This is a genomic window from Methylobacterium sp. W2 (genome assembly GCF_020662345.1).
GTDB lineage: Bacteria > Pseudomonadota > Alphaproteobacteria > Rhizobiales > Beijerinckiaceae > Methylobacterium.
In genome coordinates this window covers 114070-133205 of record NZ_VMOA01000005.1, presented here as the reverse complement: position 1 = coordinate 133205, position 19136 = coordinate 114070, and the positions used below count along the sequence as shown (strand labels likewise).

General features: G+C 66.9%; 18 protein-coding genes. 12 read left to right on the top strand and 6 right to left on the bottom strand.

Annotated elements, in window-relative coordinates:
- Positions 1-19 precede the first annotated feature (19 nt).
- From FPV16_RS04475 to FPV16_RS04435, 9 genes are all read left to right on the top strand, one after another.
- Positions 20-1204, top strand: a complete 1185-nt coding sequence (locus FPV16_RS04475) for a class I SAM-dependent methyltransferase (protein ID WP_227436410.1) — start codon at positions 20-22, stop codon at positions 1202-1204.
- Positions 1204-2283 carry a Gfo/Idh/MocA family protein gene (locus tag FPV16_RS04470; RefSeq protein ID WP_227436408.1) on the top strand — a complete coding sequence of 360 codons (1080 nt, stop codon included), beginning with the start codon at positions 1204-1206 and terminating at the stop codon, positions 2281-2283. The genes FPV16_RS04475 and FPV16_RS04470 overlap by 1 nt, the downstream gene beginning before the upstream one ends.
- 132 nt (positions 2284-2415) lie before the next feature.
- Positions 2416-4002, top strand: coding sequence for a YcaO-like family protein (locus FPV16_RS04465; protein WP_227436406.1), 1587 nt, complete (start codon positions 2416-2418; stop codon positions 4000-4002).
- Positions 3999-4844 carry a sugar phosphate isomerase/epimerase family protein gene (locus tag FPV16_RS04460; protein ID WP_227436404.1) on the top strand — a complete coding sequence of 282 codons (846 nt, stop codon included), beginning with the start codon at positions 3999-4001 and terminating at the stop codon, positions 4842-4844. Before FPV16_RS04465 ends, FPV16_RS04460 begins: the two co-directional genes overlap by 4 nt.
- On the top strand, positions 4841-6064 hold the full coding sequence (locus tag FPV16_RS04455) for a glycosyltransferase family 4 protein (protein ID WP_319802217.1): 1224 nt from the start codon (positions 4841-4843) through the stop codon (positions 6062-6064). The genes FPV16_RS04460 and FPV16_RS04455 overlap by 4 nt, the downstream gene beginning before the upstream one ends.
- Positions 6065-6066: 2 nt before the next feature.
- Positions 6067-6843: a PIG-L deacetylase family protein gene (locus FPV16_RS04450; protein WP_227436400.1), complete on the top strand. Its 777-nt coding sequence runs from the start codon at positions 6067-6069 to the stop codon at positions 6841-6843.
- Positions 6827-7483 carry a uracil-DNA glycosylase gene (locus tag FPV16_RS04445; RefSeq protein WP_227436398.1) on the top strand — a complete coding sequence of 219 codons (657 nt, stop codon included), beginning with the start codon at positions 6827-6829 and terminating at the stop codon, positions 7481-7483. The genes FPV16_RS04450 and FPV16_RS04445 overlap by 17 nt, the downstream gene beginning before the upstream one ends.
- A gap of 125 nt (positions 7484-7608) precedes the next feature.
- Complete coding sequence (locus FPV16_RS04440) at positions 7609-8667, top strand: lysylphosphatidylglycerol synthase domain-containing protein (protein ID WP_227436397.1); 1059 nt, start codon at positions 7609-7611, stop codon at positions 8665-8667.
- Between the two features lie 30 nt (positions 8668-8697).
- Positions 8698-9963 (top strand): ATP-binding protein, encoded by a 1266-nt coding sequence (locus FPV16_RS04435; RefSeq protein WP_227436396.1) that lies wholly within the window; start codon positions 8698-8700, stop codon positions 9961-9963.
- A 10-nt stretch (positions 9964-9973) separates the two neighbouring features.
- Here the strand turns inward: FPV16_RS04435 and FPV16_RS04430 are convergent, their stop codons facing one another.
- On the bottom strand, positions 9974-10228 hold the full coding sequence (locus tag FPV16_RS04430; protein WP_227436394.1) for a hypothetical protein: 255 nt from the start codon (positions 10226-10228) through the stop codon (positions 9974-9976).
- Positions 10229-10336: 108 nt separating this feature from the next.
- On the opposite strand from FPV16_RS04430, the gene FPV16_RS04425 reads away from it, so the two are divergent.
- The 3 genes from FPV16_RS04425 (at position 10337) to FPV16_RS04415 (ending at position 14579) form a co-directional block, all read left to right on the top strand.
- The gene (locus tag FPV16_RS04425) at positions 10337-12826 is read left to right on the top strand and encodes a heavy metal translocating P-type ATPase (RefSeq protein ID WP_227436478.1); all 2490 of its coding nucleotides are present in this window, start codon (positions 10337-10339) and stop codon (positions 12824-12826) included.
- The gene (gene cueR / locus FPV16_RS04420; RefSeq protein WP_227436392.1) at positions 12823-13272 is read left to right on the top strand and encodes a Cu(I)-responsive transcriptional regulator; all 450 of its coding nucleotides are present in this window, start codon (positions 12823-12825) and stop codon (positions 13270-13272) included. Before FPV16_RS04425 ends, cueR begins: the two co-directional genes overlap by 4 nt.
- A 137-nt stretch (positions 13273-13409) precedes the next feature.
- The gene (locus tag FPV16_RS04415; protein WP_227436390.1) at positions 13410-14579 is read left to right on the top strand and encodes a M20 aminoacylase family protein; all 1170 of its coding nucleotides are present in this window, start codon (positions 13410-13412) and stop codon (positions 14577-14579) included.
- A gap of 45 nt (positions 14580-14624) precedes the next feature.
- On the opposite strand, the gene FPV16_RS04410 is transcribed toward FPV16_RS04415, so the two are convergent.
- The 5 genes from FPV16_RS04410 to rbfA form a co-directional block, all read right to left on the bottom strand.
- The gene (locus tag FPV16_RS04410; RefSeq protein ID WP_227436389.1) at positions 14625-15203 is read right to left on the bottom strand and encodes a TadE/TadG family type IV pilus assembly protein; all 579 of its coding nucleotides are present in this window, start codon (positions 15201-15203) and stop codon (positions 14625-14627) included.
- Entirely contained in the window at positions 15203-15787 is a 585-nt protein-coding gene (locus tag FPV16_RS04405) for a TadE/TadG family type IV pilus assembly protein (protein WP_227436387.1), read from the bottom strand. The genes FPV16_RS04410 and FPV16_RS04405 overlap by 1 nt, the downstream gene beginning before the upstream one ends.
- Positions 15784-17325, bottom strand: coding sequence for a TadE/TadG family type IV pilus assembly protein (locus FPV16_RS04400; protein ID WP_227436385.1), 1542 nt, complete (start codon positions 17323-17325; stop codon positions 15784-15786). The genes FPV16_RS04405 and FPV16_RS04400 overlap by 4 nt, the downstream gene beginning before the upstream one ends.
- 178 nt (positions 17326-17503) lie before the next feature.
- Positions 17504-18529: a tRNA pseudouridine(55) synthase TruB gene (gene truB / locus FPV16_RS04395; protein ID WP_227436383.1), complete on the bottom strand. Its 1026-nt coding sequence runs from the start codon at positions 18527-18529 to the stop codon at positions 17504-17506.
- 135 nt (positions 18530-18664) lie between these two features.
- A complete protein-coding gene (rbfA, locus tag FPV16_RS04390) occupies positions 18665-19096 on the bottom strand; it encodes a 30S ribosome-binding factor RbfA (protein ID WP_227436382.1) in 432 nt (143 codons plus the stop codon).
- Positions 19097-19136: the final 40 nt, after the last annotated feature.

Sequence of the window (19136 nt, the reverse complement as noted above, 5' to 3'; positions counted from 1 at the left end):
GCAGGATGGGCCGCGTGTCATGATCCCATTCGACCTCCTCTCCCCTCAGACGGGACACGCGCTCAAAGCCGACACGCCGCATTCCCTGCGCGACACGGTGACGAATGCGCGCTGGCCCGTCGTGGACGGCATTCCCTATCTTCGGACCGGGCGCGACGACCTCGTCGAGGCGACGCTCGCCCTGCTCGACGGCGATCAGCACGATCTCGCCCTCGAAGGTCTGCTTGCCGATCAGGACGATTGGTGGACCGGCCCGCCCGCCGATCCTCTTGACCTCCATGCCCTGGTCCGCGACCGGAACAAGGCGAGTCTGCGGGATGCCGTGCGTCTGCTCGGCTGGGGCCGGGTCGGCGACTATTTCCTGCATCGCTGGACCGACCCGACCTTCCTCGCCGGGCTGACGCTGCTCGAGGCGCATTGGAACGACCCCCTCTGTGTCTTTGAATTTGCCTGCGGTATCGGCCACTATCTGCGTGAGATCCAGATGCGCGGCGTCAAGGTGGCCGGAGCCGACGTAGTTTTCGCCAAGCTTTGGGTGGCGCGCCATTGGGTCGTCGGCGAGACGGCGCAGTTCGTTTGTTTCGACGCCGGCTCGCCGCACTGGCCCATCCCCAGTGCGCCGGTGGATCTCGTCGTCTGCAACGACGCGTTCTACTTCCTCGATGACAAGCCGGCCGTGCTCGAATGCCTCCGCCAGAATGCCGGCGACGACGGCTGGCTCGTTCTCAGCCACATCCACAATTCCGAACGGCCGGGCTTCTCGGCCGGCCGCGCGGTCTCGGCGGACGAGATCGAAGAGTTGTTCCCGGACGCGCTCGTCTATGACGATGACGAACTCACCCGCGCCCTCGTCGAGAAGCGCGCGCCATCGCCGCGGCGCCCGGCAGACCTGCGCCATGTGGAGGCATTCTCCGTGGTGGCCGGTGCCGGAATGCGGCCCGCCCCGCGTGCCATCCTCGATGGTCTGACCTGGCCGAACGAGGGAACCTCGCTTCGCCTCAACCCTCTCTACAAGCCCGATCCAGCAGGCGGCTACGCCGTCGCCTGGCCCTCCGAACGCTACGAGGCGGAATATGCACCCCGGGTGACCTATCCGCCGCATTCGGACGGACCCGAGACCCTCGACTGGGTCGGCGGCGAGCAATCGCCCCACGAGGACCGGGTCCGCCGGCGCGAGTTCGTCGATTTGCCGGAGCGTTGGTGATGGGCGATTCCATCGGTTGGGGCATCGTCGGCTACGGCTGGGTCGCGCGGGATTACATGGCACCGGGCATCCGCGGCGCCGGGCATCGGCTCGTCGCCGTGTCCGATCCCGGAGAAGCCTCGCGGGCGGCCGCTGAGGCCGAGGGCGCGCGCGCCCATTCCGACCTCGCCGGTCTGTTGTCGGAGCCGGACGTGGAGGCGGTCTATGTGGCGACCCCCAACCACCTCCACCGCGAGGCGGTGGAGGCCCTGGCCGCTTCGGGTAAGGCTGTGCTCTGCGAGAAGCCGATGGCGGCCTCGCTCTCCGACGCCGAGGCGATGGTCGCCGCGGTGCGGAAGGGCGGCATCTTTTACGGCACCGCCTTCGACCAGCGCCATCACCCGGCCCATCGAGCCATGCGCGACGCGATCCGGCAGGGCCGCATCGGGGCTGTGACGACCATCCGCATCGTCTATGCCTGCTGGCTCGACCGGGCCTGGACCTCTTTCGCTGGCCAGGACAATTGGCGCATCGATCCGCTGAAGGCGGGCGGCGGCGCGCTGATGGATCTGGCGCCCCACGGTATCGACCTGGTGGATTTCCTGCTCGATGAGTCGTTGGAGGACATCGCCGCGCTGACCCAGGCAAGGGCGCAGGATTACGCCGTCGATGACGGCGCGATCCTCATCGGCCGCACCGGCTCCGGCATCCTCGCCAACCTGCACGTCGCTTATAATTGCCCGGACGCGCTGCCGCGCCGCCGCCTCGAAGTGATCGGCACCGAGGGGGCGCTCGTCGCCGTCGACACGATGGGGCAGGTGGCGGGCGGCACGCTCAGCTTCACCGACGGTGCCAGCGGGAAGGCGCAAGGGATCTCCTTCGACGCGGAGGCCTCGCCCTTCCTCGAACAGGTCCGCGCCTTTGGCTCCGCCCTCCGCCGGCCAACCGAGCGCGACGCCTACAGCGCCGAGCGCGACCTTCACACGATGCGGCTCCTGGCGCGGGCTTACGAAGGTGTATCCGGCCGTGGCGATCCAGAGCCGGATTCGAGATCAGGCTTTCGACCTCGAAACCACATCCTACCCACTACCTCATCCTGAGGCGCTGCCGCGAGCGGCAGCCTCGAGGGAGGCCTCCAGTTCGCGCATGGATACTGGCGGCCTCCTTCGAGGCCGCTGACGCGGCACCTCAGGATGAGGAGGGGTGATCAGAGCAACTGGGAAGTGACCCACATGAGCGAACACGACCAGGACGCCCGGGCGCGCGACCCGCGCATCAAGTCCCCCCAGTCCTACACCTACGGAGGCCCACGGGTCATCGAGGGCCTGCCGGCGTCGTTACCCGAGCCGGTGCGCGCCTATCTCGACATCCTGCCGAAGGGGCGCATCGTCGGCTTTCCCCTGGCCCCCCTCGACCGGACCGGTATCCCGGTCTGGTTCGTTTCGCTGTTCCTCGACGATCCGTTCTTCGTCGGCGCGATGCCGAGCGGCATCGGCTACGGCGCCACCGATGACGAGGCGCTGATCGGTGCAGTGGCCGAGATCGCCGAGAACCTGATGCCGTCGCTCGCGGTGATGCCGCGCAAGAAGGAGCGCGGTTCCTACCACGACCTCGCCAAGGTCTTCGGCGCGGGCTCGGTCGCCGATCCGCTCACCCTGTGCCTGCCCGCCGGGTCCCCGGTCGGCCGCGATACGGTGCTCGAATGGACGCCGAGCGTCCGGGCGCGCACCGGTGAGACCGTTCTGATGCCCCTCGACATCGCGGCCACGGACTATTTCGAACTATCGGAGGGCTACAAGCCCTTCACCAACCTCATCACCAACGGCCTCGGCGCCGGGCCGGACGTGGATTTCGCCCTCGGTCACGGCCTGCTCGAACTGCTCCAGCGCGACGGCAACGGCCTGCTGTTCCGCGCCCTCGACCAGGGCGTGATGCTCGACCTCGACGGGATCGGCCCGGAGAACAGGGCGATGCTCGCCCGTCTCGACGATCTCGGCATCCGCGCGCTGCCGAAATTCGCGACCGACCAGTTCGGCCTCACCAACATCTATGTCGTTGGCCACGACCGGAATCCCGCCGACGCTCCGGTCCCCGTGGCTCTCTCTGCCTGCGGCGAGGCCTGTGATCCGGACCGCGACCGGGCCCTGCGCAAGGCGCTCCTCGAATTCCAGGCGGCCCGCGTGCGCAAGGCCTTCGGCCACGGACCTCTTGCTTTCGCCGAACGGGTGACTCCGCCGGGCTACGTCAAAGCCTTCATCCAGAAGGCCCTGCCAAGCCTCGACCTTGAGGAGAGCCGCGCCCTGAAGGCGATGCTCGACTGGATCGTCCTGCCGCCGGAGGGCTTGCGCGACGTCCTCAAAGACACGGTCTATTCCGAGCGCAGCACCAAGGCGTTCTCGGACCTGCCGACGACGGAGGCTCCCGACGGCCATGCCCGTGGGCGGATCGCCCGCGAGCGCCTCGAAGAGGCCGGGTTCGACGTGCTCTACGTCGATTGCTCTCCTCCCGGCGGCAGCGTCGGCGTGGTCAAGGCGATCGTGCCGGGGCTAGAAGTCGAGACCATGAGCTACCACCGCATCGGCGAACGCAACGCCGCCAAACTGATCGCGCGGGATCATCCGCTGATCACGTTCGGCGAGGCCAGCGAGACGAAGCTCCCCGTGCGTCTCACACCCGAAGCGATCGAGCGCCTCGGCGGCCAGCCGCTCTTCGATGTGGCCCTGGCCGACGAGATCGTCGGGCGGCATTACCCGCTCTACCGCGAGCCGGAATCACACCACGCGCCGTTCCGTCTCGAACAACAGGGGAGGGCGGCGTGACCCTTCGTTTCGCCTACAACACCAACGGCACGGCCAACCATCGCCTGGACGACGCCATCGATCTCATCGCCGATGCCGGCTACCAAGGCGTAGCGCTGACTCTCGACATCCACCATCTCGATCCGTTCGCGGAGAACTGGGTCCAGGAGGCCCAGCGCGTGTCGAGCCGGCTGCAGCGGCTCGGCCTCGGCAGCGTCATCGAGACCGGCGCCCGCTTCCTCCTCGACCCGAAGGCCAAGCACGAGCCGACCCTGGTGAGCGGAGACGCTTCCGGACGCGCCCGGCGCATCGGTTTCCTGAAGCGCGCGGTGGACATCGCCGTCATCCTGCATTCGGAGGCCGTGTCGTTCTGGGCCGGTGTGCCCAAACCCGGCATCGATCGGGACGAGGCCCGGCTCTGGCTCGGCGAAGGCGTCGCCGAAATCGTGGCCTATGCTGGTGAGCAAGGCATCGTCGCCTGCCTCGAGCCGGAACCCGGCATGCTGGTCGAGACTCTGGACGATTTCGCCGCCTTGAACATCGACGGCCTGAGGCTCGCCCTCGATACCGGTCATTGCCTCGTCACCGGCGAGCGTGATCCGGCGGCAGCGGTGGCGGAATTCGCCGACGTGATCGGCACCGTGGCCATCGAGGACATGGCGCGGGGCGAGCATATCCATCTGCCCTTCGGCGAGGGCGACATGGAGGTCGCGGGCGTGCTCGATGCCCTCGACGCCATCGGCTTCCAGCGCCTCGTCTGCGTCGAACTCTCCCGCGAGAGCCACCGCGCCGACATCATGGTGCCGAGATCGTTGGACTACCTGCGGACCTGCCGCAACCACAAGGCAGAGGTGAACGCGTGAGGATCTGCTTCGTCAGCCGCCGCTATTTCCCGGCGATTTCCGGCATGAGCGTGTACGCGCAGAACCTTCTGCGCGAACTCGTCGAGGCCGGCCACGACGTGACAATGATCAGCCAGTACCGGGGTGACGAATTCGGCACCCGCGTCTATGGCGGCGGGCCGCCGCCCTCCGTGCCGGGCGTGCGTGTCATCGGCCTCGAACAGGTGGGCGAGCAGACGAACGGCGATTTTGAGCGCGACATCGAGACGATGGTGGAGACCATCGTAGCGGAGCACGCCCGGCAGCCCTTCGATCTGCTCCATGCCCAATACGGCTATCCCACCGGCTGGGCGACGCTGCTCGCCTCGAAGCGGATCGGCATTCCCAACGTCGTCTCGATCCAGGGCGGTGACGGCCATTGGGTCGGCTCGTGCTGCGAGACCCATCGCATTGCCATGTGCGAGGTGCTGGCCAATGCCAATGCCCTCCTCATCGGCGGTCGCTCCTTCGTGGAGGAGGTCTGCGACCGGCTGGGGTCGGACCCGGACCGCTTCACCATCGTGCCGGGCGCGGTGGACACCGCGCGCTTCACCCCCGGTCCTGTTGGTCATGCGGGGCCGGTGCGGCTGTTCTATCACGGCCGGGTCGACCGCCGGAAAGGCGTGCTCGACTTCATCGACGCGCTCGGCCTGCTGCGTTCGCGCGGGGTCCCGTTCGAGACGATCGTCTCCGGCATCGGGCCGGACGTGGATTCCTCGAAGGCCCGTTCCGCCGAACTGAACTTTTCCGAGGCCGAGATCCGCTTCACCGGCTACGCGGAGTACCACACCGTGCCCGACCTCTACCAGCAGGCGGATGTCTTCGTCTCGCCGACTTATGCCGAGGGCTTTTCTAACACCATCCTGGAAGCCATGGCGGCGGGGCTCGCCGTGGTCTCGACCCATGCGGTGGGCGTGTCCGATTGCTTGCGGGACGGCGAGAACGGATTGCTGGTCCAGCCGGGCGATGTCGAAGCCCTCGCCGATGCGCTCCAGCGCGTCATCGAGGACGAGCCCCTGCGGCGGCGTCTTGCGCAAGACGGGCTCGACGAGTGCCGCCGCGTCTATTCCTGGACGGCGGTGGGCCGCCAGATCATGGACGTCTATGCCGAGGTGGCGGGCGAGCGGCCCCGGACGGAGTTCGCAGACACCCTGCCGCATGATCCGAACTGCCGGTTCCGCGCCGAGCCGCACCTGCTCTGACCATGCCCGTCGCCCTCGCGCTCTCACCCCATCTCGACGACGCCGTCTTCTCTTGTGGCGGAACCCTGGCGACCCTGGCCAATGCTGGTTGGACGGTGGTGATGGCGACGATCTTCACCGCCACCGTCCCCGATCCGCAAGGCTTTGCCCTCGCGTGCCAGACCGACAAGGGACTGGGGCCGGAGATTGACTACATGGCCCTCCGGCGGGACGAGGACCGGCGTGCGGCCGACGCCCTCGGTATCGCGCCGCCCCTGCACCTGCCGTTCCGAGAAGCGCCGCATCGCGGTTACGGGGCGGCACCGGCGCTCTTCGCCGATCCTCGCGGCGACGACGACGATATCGTCGATGCCCTCGGCGATGCGGTCTCGCGCCTCGTCGCCGACGTCTCACCCGATCTTGTCCTCGCCCCTCAGGCCGTCGGCGGCCATGTCGATCATGTCCAACTGGTCCGCGCCATAAGGCGGGCGCAGTGGTCCGTTCCGGTCCTGTGGTGGCGCGACTTTCCCTACACTGTTCGTGACGCCGCGCCGAAGGAGCCGTTCAGGGGCAATTTCCATGCGTTGCCGGAGCGCGCGTGCCGCTATTCCGCGTTGGCCGAGGCGCGGAAGGGGGCTTCCTGCTCGGCCTATGCGACGCAACTCGGTTTCCAGTTCGGTGGAGTGGAAGGGTTGATGGGGCGTCTTTCAGGCGAAGCGCGAACCGAGCGGTTCCGCCTTACTGGTACATTGTCCACCGATGCCGCCGCGCTGTTCGAGGACCATGGCGCCCGAGCCTGAAGCGATCCGGCCCAGGAGCCTCGCCGATCCAGAGCAGGTCGCAGTTCGTCGCACCCTCCGAGATGCAGCGCATGTCGCTCCATTGCGCGCGCTGGCGCGACGGATCGCGGCGGAGCGGTCGGCGGAGGTACCGGACCCCGACCCGCAGGATGGTGGGATCGAGGCGCGGCTTCTCCTGCTGCTGGAGACACCCGGCCCGAGCATCGGCCGCACCGGCTTCGTCTCGCGCGACAACCCCACCGGCACCGCCGCCAACCTGTTCCGCTTCATGGCGGAGGCCGGGATCGCACGGCGCGACAGTCTTATCTGGAACGCCGTCCCCTGGGTCATCCACGCTCCCGGCGCCCTCAACCGGGCGCCGAGGAAGGCCGAGATCGCGTCCGCCGCTGCATACTTGGCGCCGCTCATCGATCTGCTTCCGTTCCTCGCCGTCGTGGTGCTGGCCGGGCGCGTGGCCGGCCTGTCGCACGAACCGCTCTTACGGCTCCGGCCGGAGATCCCGGTTCTCGCCATTCCGCACCCGAGCCCGACCTTCGTCTGCACCTCGCCCCTGGTGGCGCGGCGGATCGTCGAGGGTCTGGGCCAAGCCGCCGCGATCCTGCTCCCATACCGGACTTCACCAGCGGAAGGGCCGAGGTGACTGGCCATCCGGACACAAAGACCCTAAATGCCGGGGCACGGGCCGCGGTCCGGCAAAAGCTCGGTCCCAATCCACGCCGCCGTCAAGGTTGGGCGGGAAGGCCGGCGGAGGCGGACGCCGACGACATGAACTTTGCGGGAGACCATCATCGGCGGGCCGACTTGAAGCCGGCCGACGCCGTGACGACGGCCGAGACGGAGGATTGCGCTCCGCCCGCGCCGAAGCGCTCCTACAGGAACCGCTACGCCTGGCTCGGCACCGCCGCCAGCATCGTCATCTTCGCGGTGTCGCTTGGCGTGCTGTGGAAGCTCTCGCAGCAGGTTACCTGGGCTGAACTGCATGCGGCTTTGACGGCGGCCACCGGCGAACAGCTCGGATTCGCCTTCCTGTTTGTCGGGGTGAGCTATCTTTTCCTCACCTGCTACGACGCCCTCGCCCTGCGACAACTCAAGATCAAGGTTCCCTACAGGACGACGGCGCTTGCCTCGTTCACCAGCTACGCGGTCAGCTTTACCCTGGGCTTTCCGCTCCTGACGGCGGGGACGATCCGCTACTGGATCTACTCGAAGAAAGGTTTGAGCGCGGCAAAGATCGCGGCGCTCACCGTCATCGCCGGCTTCACCTTCTGGCTTGGCATGGGGGTCGTCCTGGGGCTCAGCCTGGTGGTCGAGGCGGGGCAATTGGCGGCGCTCACCTTCACCAGCATCCGTCTCAACCAGGGTGTCGGCTTCGCGGCCCTCCTCATGGTGTTCGGTTATCTCGGCTGGGTCTCGCTCAAGCGACGCCATGTCAGGGTCAAGGGCTGGTCCCTTGAACTGCCTGGCGCCACGGTGTCGATGAGTCAGATGGTGGTGGGCATCGGCGACGTCTGCGCTGCGGCGGCGACGCTCTATGTCCTGCTCCCTGCTGGTTCGACCATTGGATTCACTACCTTCGTCGGCGTCTACGTCCTGGCGGCCATGCTCGGCATCGCCTCCAACGCACCGGGGGGGCTCGGGGTCTTCGAGGCAACGATCCTTCTCGCCCTTTCGAGCCTGCCGCGGGACCAGGTCCTCGGCTCGCTGCTGCTGTTCCGGGTCTGCTACTACCTCGTTCCCTTCGTGGTCGCTCTGGCGATGCTCGGCGTCTACGAGATCCTCCGGCGCCTGCGTGCGGCGTCGCCATCCCCGTCCAGCGGCTCCTGAGCGGTGTCTTCGGCCATGGAACGGTGAGCGATGGCCCGTGGCGCGCGAAGATCGGCTTGGATCGGCGCAGGCATCGCGGCCACGATCACGGTCGTCGCCTCGAGCGTGAGAGGTGACCTCGCGGCCATCGTCGCCGCGGGCGCGGTGGCAATCATCATTGGTGGCCTCGTCGGCAGCCTGAGCCGGCCGAGGAGGGTGGCCCCGCCAGAGGCGGCCGCCCGTACGCGCCATTCCATCGCCGAAGCGCTTCTGGCCAATATCCCCGATCCGGTGATCCTGGTGGATCGGCGCAGCGTCGTCATTGAGGTCAATCCGGCCGCGCGCACGCTCCTGCCGGCTCTCAAGCTCAAGCACCCGCTCTCTTTTGCCCTGCGGGCGCCTGACGTGCTCGATGGGATCGAGGAGGTGCTCCGCACCGGCGCCCCGCTGAAGACCCTCTACACCACGCGCGTGCCGACCGAGCGGGCGTTCGAGGTGCAGATCGGCGCGTTGCCCATGCCGGACGGCCCGGGGGGCGGACAGCCCAACGTCGTCCTGTTCCTGCGCGATCTTACGGCCGCCCGTCGCCTGGAGGCGATGCGGGTCGATTTCGTTGCCAATGCCAGCCACGAGCTTCGCACGCCGCTCGCCTCCCTCCTCGGCTTCATCGAGACCCTGCAGGGGCCGGCCAAGGCCGATGCGCCGGCCAGGGAGAAGTTCCTCGGCATCATGAAAACCCAGGCGCAGCGCATGACGCGCCTCATCGACGACCTGCTCTCACTCTCGCGCATCGAACTGCGCGAGCACGTCCCGCCGACGCAGGTCGTCGATCTCGGTCAGATCGCGCGGCAGATGGTGGACGTGCAGGGGCCGCTGGCCCGCGAGCGCGGCGTGAGCGTCGCCCTCGACGCGCCGGATGCCGCCTATCCGGTGCTCGGCGAGCGCGACGAACTCGCCCGCGTAGTCGAGAACCTCGTGGAGAATGCGGTGAAGTATGGCGGCGGCAACGTCGTTGTCGGCCTCGAACGGACCCTTCGCCCGGCGTCGGGAAAGCCGCAGATCGCGCTCAGCGTAAGGGACGACGGACCGGGTATCGCGCCCGAACACATTCCCCGCCTGACGGAACGGTTCTACCGGGTCGATGTGGCCTCGAGCCGGCAGAAGGGCGGGACGGGCCTCGGCCTTGCCATCGTCAAGCACATCGTCAACCGCCACCGCGGCAAGCTCGTCATCGAGAGCGAGCCGAATCGGGGTACCACCGTCCGCGCGCTGCTACCGGAACGGCAGGCCAGCGACGACACATCTGCGAACGCCTGATCCTGACCTTTCAGTTTCGACTGGTGCCGAGGCGCCGGTACTGCGCCTCGATGATCGCCTTCAGCACGGGCAGGAAGGGGGAGGGGCTCAAGCGCTGGTCGACCGCATGGTCGAGCATGCTCAGGGCCGCCACCTGCTTCGCCGGACCGGGAAACGTCGCGAGGTAGGTCTCGATGCAGGCGTTGGCCTCGGTCTCACCCGCCGGGATGTCGGAGGTGATCAGCGCGCTCAAGGTTCGCATGCAGGTGTCGAGAGGCTGTATCATCGCTTTCCTATGACGCGGAAACGCCCCGGACGCCATGCGCACGCGACGCGATGAGCCATGCGTCGCAGCCTTGACCTTCCCACGATGGGAAGCCCCACATACGCTCGTATGGATACCGTGATCGCTTCCCCCAAGCAGCGCCCCGTCAGGGGACGTCGTCTCGACCTTCCGGTCGTCGGCATGAGCTGTGCAACCTGCGTCGGCCGCGTCGAGCGCGTCCTCGCTGCGCTTCCCGGCGCATCGGACGTTGCTGTCAGTCTCGTCACCGGCCGGGCTAGCCTGATCCTGGACGGCGACCCGGCGAGTGTCGTCGCCGCAATTGGCAAGGCCGGCTACGAGGTGCCCGAGACCGTCACGGAGCTGTCCGTCGGTGGATTGTCCTGCGCCTCCTGCGTCGGCCGCGTGGAACGCGCACTTCTCGCCCTCGACGGGGTAAGCATGGCCAACGTGAACCTCGCCACCGGGCGGGCCACGTTGCGCCATGCGGAAGGAGCGGTCGACGTCGCGGATCTCGTCGAGGCTGTGACGGTCGCCGGCTACGAGGCCTCTCCCATTGATGAGGGGAGCGTCGGTGTGCCGGAGGACCGGCACGAGCGCGAGGCTTTGGAACTCCGCCGCGACGCCATCATCTCCGCCGCCTTGTCAGCCCCGATCGTCGTCCTCGACATGGGGGGGCATCTCGTCCCCGGCTTCGGCGAGGCGGTCCATGCCCATCTCGGCACGGCGGCCGGCCTGTTTCAGGCCGTTCTCGCCACCCTCGTCCTCGCTTGGCCCGGACGGCGCTTCTTTCGGCATGGGGTTCCGGCCCTGGTGAAGGGGCATCCGGATATGAACGCCCTCGTCGCCCTCGGTGCGGGGGCCGCGTACTCGTATTCCCTGGTCTCGACCCTGGCGCCGCAGATCCTGCCGCCGGGAACGGCTCATCTCTATTTTGAGGCCGCCGTCCTCATCGTCACGCTGATTCTCCTCGGCCGCACCCTGGAGGCTCGGGCCAAGGGGCGTACCGGCGCGGCCATCGCGCGCCTTATCGGGCTCGCGCCGGCGACCGCACGCGTCATTCGGGAGGGGCACGAAAGCGACATTCCCCTGGCGTCCCTTCGGCTCGGCGACATCGTCCGCATTCGCCCCGGCGAGCGCATCGCCGCCGACGGCGTGGTCGCGGCGGGGGAGAGCTTCGTCGACGAAAGCATGGTCACCGGCGAACCTTTGCCCGTGCGGAAGCGCGAGGGCGACCGCACGGTCGGCGGCACGCTAAACACCCATGGCGGCTTTGATCTGCGCGTGGACACGATCGGCGCGCGCACGGTGCTGGCGCAGATCGTAGAGATGGTCCAGGCGGCGCAGGGCGCCAAGCTGCCGATCCAGGCCCTGATCGACCGGGTCACCGGCTGGTTCGTGCCCGCCGTCATCGCCGCATCCCTGACGACTTTCGTCGGATGGCTCGCCCTCGGTCCGAGTCCCGCCCTCGGCCTGGCCCTCGTCCACGCCATCGCCGTCCTCATCATCGCCTGCCCCTGCGCCATGGGACTGGCGACGCCGACCTCGATCATGGTCGGCACGGGGCGCGCGGCGGAGCTCGGCGTGCTCTTCCGCAACGGCGCGGCGCTGCAGGCCCTGCGCGACGCCAAGGTCGTGGCCTTCGACAAGACCGGAACCCTCACCGAGGGCAGGCCCGCCCTTACCGACCTCGTCACGGCAGCGGGCTTCGAGCCGGACGCGGTGCTGCGCCTCGCGGCCTCGGTGGAAGCGCGGTCCGAACATCCCATCGCGCGCAGCATCGTCGAGGCGGCCGGAGAACGGGGCCTCTCCCTGCTTCCCGTCGACCGTTTCGAGGCCGTGCCGGGCCACGGTGTCGAGGGGGGCGTCGGCGGGCAGGCGATCATCGTCGGCGCACGGCGCCATCTGAACGGACACGGCATCGCCGCCGGCGATCTCGCCGAGGCGGCCTCTCGACTGGAGGGTGAGGGAAAGAGCCCCCTCTACGTCGCCATCGACGGTCGCCTTGCCGCCCTCGTGGCCGTATCGGACCCGATCAAGACGGGTGCGGCCGAGGCCGTCTCGGCCCTGACGGCACAGGGCCTCGTCGTAGCCATGGTCACGGGCGACGCACGGGGAGCGGCCTCCGGGGTGGCGGCCCGGCTGGGGATCGCCGAGATCGTCGCCGAGGTGCTTCCCGGTGGCAAGGTCGCGGCCGTGCGGGACCTGCGCGCCCGGTTCGGCCCGGTCGCCTTCGTCGGGGACGGTATTAACGACGCCCCGGCCCTCGCCGAAGCCGAGATTGGCTTCGCCATCGGGACGGGCACGGACATCGCGGTAGAGAGCGCCGACGTGGTGCTAATGTCGGGGGCGCTGTCCGGTATCGTCTCCGCCATCGGTCTGTCGCGCGCGGTGATGCGCAACATCACGCAGAATCTGTTCTGGGCCTTCGCGTACAATGTCGCGCTGATTCCCGTGGCGGCGGGGCTGCTCCACGCGTTCGGCGGTCCGTCGCTCTCGCCGGTCCTGGCCGCAGGCGCCATGGCGCTGTCGAGCCTGTTCGTGCTCGCCAATGCCCTCCGCCTTCGCAAGGCGGGACGCGGCGTGGGAGGCCTGGGATGAGCGGCGCCGTCACCATCGGCGCGGCGGCAAAGGCCACCGGCGTCTCGGCCAAGATGATCCGGTATTACGAGGAGACCGGCCTGTTGCCGCCGGCGGACAGGACCGCGTCCGGCTACCGGCTCTATGGCGAGGAGGATTTGCACACTCTGCGCTTCGTGCGCCGTTCCCGCGATCTTGGCTTCTCCGTGGAGGACATCGCCGGCCTGTTGGCGCTCTGGCAGGATCGTGGACGCGCCAGCGCTCAGGTGAAGACCCTGGCCCTGCACCATGTGGCGGATCTGCGCCGCCGCATCGCCGAGCTGGAGGCCATGGCCCGAATCCTGGCGTCACTGGCGGACCATTGCAGCGGTGATTCCCGCCCGGATTGCCCGATCCTCGACGATCTCGCCGCCGCTCATGCGCCGGTTCCACAACGGCCTGTCCGGGCGAAGCCCCCCTCCCGCTAGCACCGGCATCACGTTCTGCACATGATCCATCGGCCGCGCTTTTTGAAATCGATCTAAATGGCCTCGCCTTTGCTGGGATGCGCTATGGTCGACAAGCTCGGCCCGAGACGAGCCAAGACGCGCAAGAGACGTGAACCATGCCCATCGTCGACCGGATCGCAGCCCTGGCGGATGAGATCACCGCATGGCGGCACGACCTCCACGCCCATCCGGAGCTGCAATACGACGTCCATCGCACGGCCGGCTTTGTCGCCGACAAGCTGCGGGATTTCGGCTGCGACGAGGTCGCCACGGGTATCGGCCGGACCGGGGTCGTCGGGGTCATTCGCGGGCGCTCGCACGGTTCGAACCGCGCCATCGGTCTGCGTGCGGACATGGACGCGCTGCCAATCCAGGAGGTGCGCGACCTCGCCTATCGCTCCACCATGCCGGGGCGGATGCATGCCTGCGGGCACGACGGGCATACCGCGATGCTGCTCGGTGCCGCCAAGTACCTCGCCGAGACCCGCGATTTCGACGGCACGGCGGTGATGATCTTCCAGCCTGCCGAAGAAGGCGGCGGCGGCGGCGAGGCGATGGTCCGCGACGGGATGATGGAGCGGTTCGGCGTCGAGACCGTCTACGGTCTGCACAATATTCCCGGCTTGGCACTCGGCCGCTTCGCGATCCGTCCCGGCCCGATCATGGCCTCCACCGACCGCTTCACCATCACGATCGAAGGGCGCGGCGGCCATGCGGCGCAGCCGCATCTCGCCATCGACAGCGTGCTGGTGGCGAGCCACATCGTCGTCGCGCTGCAATCGGTGGTGGCGCGCAGCGTCAACCCGCTTGAGAGCGGTGTCGTGTCGGTCTGTGCCCTCGAAGCCGGAGACGCCTTCAACGTCCTGCCCCAGCAGGTGACCATGCGGGGCACCATGCGCGCCCTCTCGAAGGCGGTGCGCGCCACCATGCAGGAGCGCATCGGCGCCATCGTCACGAACACAGCCGCCGCTTACGGGGCCACTGCCCGCGTGGATTACAGCGGCGGATATCCGGTGACGGAAAACCACCCGGCCGAGGCGGATTTTATCGCCGACGTGGCGGCGGGGATCGTCGGGGACGAGCGGGTAGAGCGGGATGTCGCGCCGATGATGGCGGCGGAGGATTTCTCCTACATGTTGGCCCATCGGCCCGGCGCCTACATCTTCATGGGCAACGGGGACAGTGCGGGACTTCACCATCCGCATTACGATTTCAACGATGCCGCCATTCCCTACGGAGCGTCGCTTTGGGCGCGGGTGATCGAGACGGCTCTCCCGGCGCGCTGACGGTCAATTCGGTCGCATTCCCGGAACCGCCATGCCCTTCGCGGATCATGTCGCCGGGCAGGCCACGCCACCGGGCAGGATAATCGGCTTTCCGTTCATCGCTCGGACGGGCCAAGTCACCTCCTTCTCGAACGGAAGGGCGGTCAGCGCCGGGAAGATGTCGAAGATGGGCTTATATTCGATCGTCATCTTGGCAATGACGTAGCGGGCCTTGTCGACCGCTTCCGAGGGCGGGGGTGCTCCGAGGTCCGTGGAGGCCGCGTATTTCTGCGCGTTGACCGCTGTGCTGGAGCAGACCTTGGCTTTGAACGAACCGTCTTTCTGCTGGTAGACGCCCGCCGCGGTGAGGATGATCTTCGCGTCGGTGGCGTCGTAGGGCGCCATCATGTTGCGGCCCGTCTTGTAGACGCCGTCCACCTCCTGAGCGGTGAGGGTCGTGCGTGAGATCAGATCCGCCATGGAGCGAGCGGCGCGGTTGGCATGTTGCGCGGTCGTGTAGGCGCGAGGCAGTTCGATCGTTCCCATGAACATCAGGATCATCACCGGCGCGACGAGGGCGAATTCCACGGCGGACACACCCGACCGCTCGGTGAGGAACCGCTGACAGAGATTAACGGACCGCATCAATTCGCCTGACATTTTCCCTGCGCGTATGGCTCCGCACGAAAGACGACCATCGACCGGATCATCTGCTCGTTGTTCGGAAGGGGTGGCAAGGTGAGTTTCGATGTTGGAAAGTAACGCGGTATCGCCGCCATGGCGCAGATCGTCACGATGTCATCGCCGTTGGGACACTGGAACTTTGTGCCGAAACTGGTGGAGACCGACTGGCTTGTGCTGTCGTAGGGAGAGCACGTGACGGGCGTGTCGCCGGATTCCGAGGTGCTGACCTCAAGCTTGATCTTATCCGCGTTGCAACTGAACAGCGTGGCGTCCTTGCACATCTCCTGGATTAGGCGTGTCGCCGGATCGCTGCCGGTGGAGCCCTGTTGAAAGGTGCCGGTGAAGACGGCCCGCGCGGCCCGGTCGAGGGCGTTGTCGAAGGACACCTGGGCGACCATGAACATGAAGCCCTCCAGCATCGCGCCGAGCAGCACGAAGAAGGGGAGGCTTACGAGCCCGAACTCGACGGCCGTCGCACCGCTCCGGTTGCCCGAGAGATCCCGCAGCGTGCGCTTGAGCAGGCGAGGGTATCCTCGGACCTTCATCGCGAGATCCGCAATTCGCTCATTTGTGCTCCGATCGCCTTGAAGGCATCGGTGAGCGTTGCAGAGTTCTGCACGTCATAGAACTTGTCGGTGCTGGTGGCGCAGTTGCGCAGGATGTCGCTGGTCCCCTCGGTGACTTCGACGCGAACCGTGAAGATGGTGATGCCGGCATTCTTCATGTTCGAGCAGAGTGTCGACAGCCGGGCATTCATGGCGTTCGTGCGGGTCGTGGTGTTGGTCGATGTGGTCCCGATCCGGTTCTGCCAGATGAAGCCGAGGCCGGAATAGATCGATGCGTTCGCGGACGATCCGACGTAGGAGGTGTTCTGGCCGTCCGTCATCAGGACCACGAACTTGCGGGTGTTCTTGTCGTCATAGGGCACACCCTCCGCGAAGGGGGCGTTCGGAGACAGGAGGTGCCATCCCCAGACCAACCCCATGGCAATGTTCGTGTCGCCGACGATGGTCATCGCGTTGATCGCGTTCGTGAGCGTGGATTGCGACGTGGTGAGACGCGTGATGGGCTGGAGTTCGCAGCCGGAATTGGGACCGTAGAGATAGGGAATGTTGCTGCTGATCCGGCCTTTTTGTAAAATGACGTTTCTTGAATATTTTGTGATTTGGCCCTGTCTCGTGCGATAGTCGGTGACGGATGACGTTGTGGTATAGTCGTTCATGTAATCGTTGACGGCGTTATTGTCTTTATCGGACTCATCGGGTGCGAAGTAGGGCACGAACAGGGTATTGGGAGTGGCGATCGAGGGTGGCGTGTCCTGGACGTCGTAAGGCCACGGCCGGCTCTCGACGCACCCGCCCCACGGGACGCCCATCTGGCTGAAGAGGGTCATGCGGTTCGCCGGGGAGACGAAGATCTCCGAGTGATACGAAGCCTTTGCATCCTTATCGAGCCATGACTGGGTCGCATTCGCGGACCCGACATTCACGGTCATCGAGAACGGTACGATACCGATCTTGAGGGCGTTGGGCTTGGTGGTGTCGGCCTCCTTGAACAGCGTCGTGACGAGGTCGTTGGCCGCCGCTTTCAGGTTGGTGATCTTCGTACCGCTCATCGATCCGGTATTGTCGAGGACGAGAGCGATCTCGAGATTGCCGGATCCGCGTGTACCCGCCGCCGTGACGGAGACGGGAAAGGCATTGTAGCCGGCGATCTTGGACACGCTGGTGGGGCTCTTGCCGACCACCGTCACGGTGATCGTATTGTCCACGCGCGTGGCGGTGACCGATGTGTCGGTGTCCACCAGTTTGGGAACGGCGGCCCTGATCTGCTTGTCCGCTTTCGCCTGGAGATCGGCATTCGTGGTGGAGAGCGGCAACTTCAGCAAGGAGATCACGGTGGAATCCGCGGCATCCTGGAGGCCCTGTTGGGCCATGGAGTTCACGCTGTAATCGATCACGAGCCCTGACAGCATCAACAGGGGAATCGAAAGCAGGGCGAACAGAATGGCGACGGCACCGTCGGTCTCCTTGCGGAACCGGCCGAGGGGATACATCGCCGACTGTCTGATGTGGATCGTCATGTCCCGAGGCGTAGGACGAACCCTCTAACGGAACACTAAATCCCGCCGGCCCTCAGCGGTCGGCGGGAGGCAAAGTCGATGAACGTCAACAACCCGTAAATCAAACGGAAGACATTCGTGGTCCTCCTTCAGTCCAGTACAGGTAATGTATTGCCGGTACTGGCAGGCGTCGAGGCTTTCAACCCTGACGTGCCGTTCCGCCGAGGTGGAATACACGATGCGGAACAAGTTCGCCGCGTTCGACGTCGCCGACGGCCACGAGAATACCGCCGCAGGTGGCAAAAGCCTTACCCTCCGTGGGGGCGTCCTGCCCCCGGAGGAGAACCGGCTGGCCCCGCATCAGACGAAGCGCCATGTCGCGGGAGACGGCCACCGAGACGACCGCGTCGAGGGCCGTCTCCACAGGCCGGAGATGAGCGGCGTTACCATCAGGACCGCCCTCTTCGAGGGTGGCCACGAGGCAGGATTCGGCTTCCGCGAAGGGGCCGACGCGCGTGCGGCGGAGCGCCGAGACGTGGCCGTAACATCCGAGCACGCGGCCGAGATCACGGGCGATGGCACGTACATAGGTGCCCTTGCCGCATTCGGCCGAAATGACGGTGCGATCGGACGTGTGCTCCACCACCGCAAGATGATCGATCTGGACCGGGCGCGCGACCAGTTCCACCACTTCGCCGTCCCGGGCGAGATCGTAGGCCCGCTCACCGGCGATCTTGATCGCCGAGTAGCGCGGCGGCACCTGCTCGATGGCCCCGACGAAGGCGGGGAGGGCGGCCTCTACGAGCGCGCGGTCCGGCCGCGAGTCGCTCGTGGCGACCGGACGACCTTCCGCATCGTCGGTATCCGTCTCGATGCCCCAGGTCACGGTGAAGATGTAGGCCTTGCGGCCATCCATGACGAAGGGGACGGTCTTCGTCGCTTCCCCGAGGGCAATCGGCAGAATGCCGGATGCCAGCGGATCGAGCGTGCCGGCATGGCCGGCTTTCTTGGCGTTGAAGGCACGCTTCACTACGGCGACCGCATGGGTCGAGGTCATGCCGACGCCCTTGTCGAGGATGACCCAACCGTTGACGTCGCGGCGCTTGGGCCGATCGGAGCCCTGACCCCGCTGTTGGCGGCGGCCCTGGGAGGGGCCTTCCTCGCCGGAACGGTGGGGCGGCGGGGAGGCGACGTCGGAATGCTCGATCGTCGGATCGTTGATCATGATGTCCTCGGCGACGGCGAGATGGAAACAACGGCCTCTGCAGCCGGGAAATCCTTATCTACGCCAGGGTCAGTTCGTGATGGGGTGTAACGCAGTGCTCGGATCGCTGGGGGGCGATCGGCGTCGCCGCGATGGTCAATTCTGAGCGTCGCCGTCCCGATCGTCCGAATTCCCGGACTGCGATTCGAGATCGCGCCGAACCTTTTCGGTCCTGAGAAGGGCGTCGATCCGATCCGCCTCGTCGAACGTCTCGTCTCGGAGGAAGCGCAGGTCGGGCGCGAATTTCAGGTTCACGCGCCGGGCGACTTCCTGGCGCAGCGCTTTCTTGTTGCGCTCCAGGGCCGCGATGACCGGTTTCTCGTCGAGCCCGCCCAGCGGCATGATGTAGGCCGTAGCGATCTTGAGATCGGGGGACATCCGCACTTCCGGCACGGTGATGACGTGCGAGCCGAGGACGGGATCCTGGATGTCGCCGCGTTGGAGCACCTCGGCGATGGCGTGCCGGACGAGCTCGGCCACACGCTGCTGGCGCTGCGATGGGCCGCTGGGATTGGGTTTCTGAGCCATGATCGCTTGGTCTCGGATCCGGGATCGGCTGGAGGGGGGC

Bases quoted from the DNA above. Each gene is read 5' to 3' on its own strand.
- FPV16_RS04475 (WP_227436410.1), top strand. From the start codon at position 20: ATGATCCCATTCGACCTCCTCTCCCCTCAGACGGGACACGCGCTCAAA.
- FPV16_RS04470 (WP_227436408.1), top strand. From the start codon at position 1,204: ATGGGCGATTCCATCGGTTGGGGCATCGTCGGCTACGGCTGGGTCGCG.
- FPV16_RS04465 (WP_227436406.1), top strand. From the start codon at position 2,416: ATGAGCGAACACGACCAGGACGCCCGGGCGCGCGACCCGCGCATCAAG.
- FPV16_RS04450 (WP_227436400.1), top strand. From the start codon at position 6,067: ATGCCCGTCGCCCTCGCGCTCTCACCCCATCTCGACGACGCCGTCTTC.
- FPV16_RS04445 (WP_227436398.1), top strand. From the start codon at position 6,827: ATGGCGCCCGAGCCTGAAGCGATCCGGCCCAGGAGCCTCGCCGATCCA.
- FPV16_RS04440 (WP_227436397.1), top strand. From the start codon at position 7,609: ATGAACTTTGCGGGAGACCATCATCGGCGGGCCGACTTGAAGCCGGCC.
- FPV16_RS04435 (WP_227436396.1), top strand. From the start codon at position 8,698: ATGGCCCGTGGCGCGCGAAGATCGGCTTGGATCGGCGCAGGCATCGCG.
- FPV16_RS04430 (WP_227436394.1), bottom strand. From the start codon at position 10,228: ATGATACAGCCTCTCGACACCTGCATGCGAACCTTGAGCGCGCTGATC.
- FPV16_RS04425 (WP_227436478.1), top strand. From the start codon at position 10,337: ATGGATACCGTGATCGCTTCCCCCAAGCAGCGCCCCGTCAGGGGACGT.
- cueR (WP_227436392.1), top strand. From the start codon at position 12,823: ATGAGCGGCGCCGTCACCATCGGCGCGGCGGCAAAGGCCACCGGCGTC.
- FPV16_RS04415 (WP_227436390.1), top strand. From the start codon at position 13,410: ATGCCCATCGTCGACCGGATCGCAGCCCTGGCGGATGAGATCACCGCA.
- FPV16_RS04410 (WP_227436389.1), bottom strand. From the start codon at position 15,203: ATGCGGTCCGTTAATCTCTGTCAGCGGTTCCTCACCGAGCGGTCGGGT.
- FPV16_RS04405 (WP_227436387.1), bottom strand. From the start codon at position 15,787: ATGAAGGTCCGAGGATACCCTCGCCTGCTCAAGCGCACGCTGCGGGAT.
- FPV16_RS04400 (WP_227436385.1), bottom strand. From the start codon at position 17,325: ATGACGATCCACATCAGACAGTCGGCGATGTATCCCCTCGGCCGGTTC.
- truB (WP_227436383.1), bottom strand. From the start codon at position 18,529: ATGATCAACGATCCGACGATCGAGCATTCCGACGTCGCCTCCCCGCCG.
- rbfA (WP_227436382.1), bottom strand. From the start codon at position 19,096: ATGGCTCAGAAACCCAATCCCAGCGGCCCATCGCAGCGCCAGCAGCGT.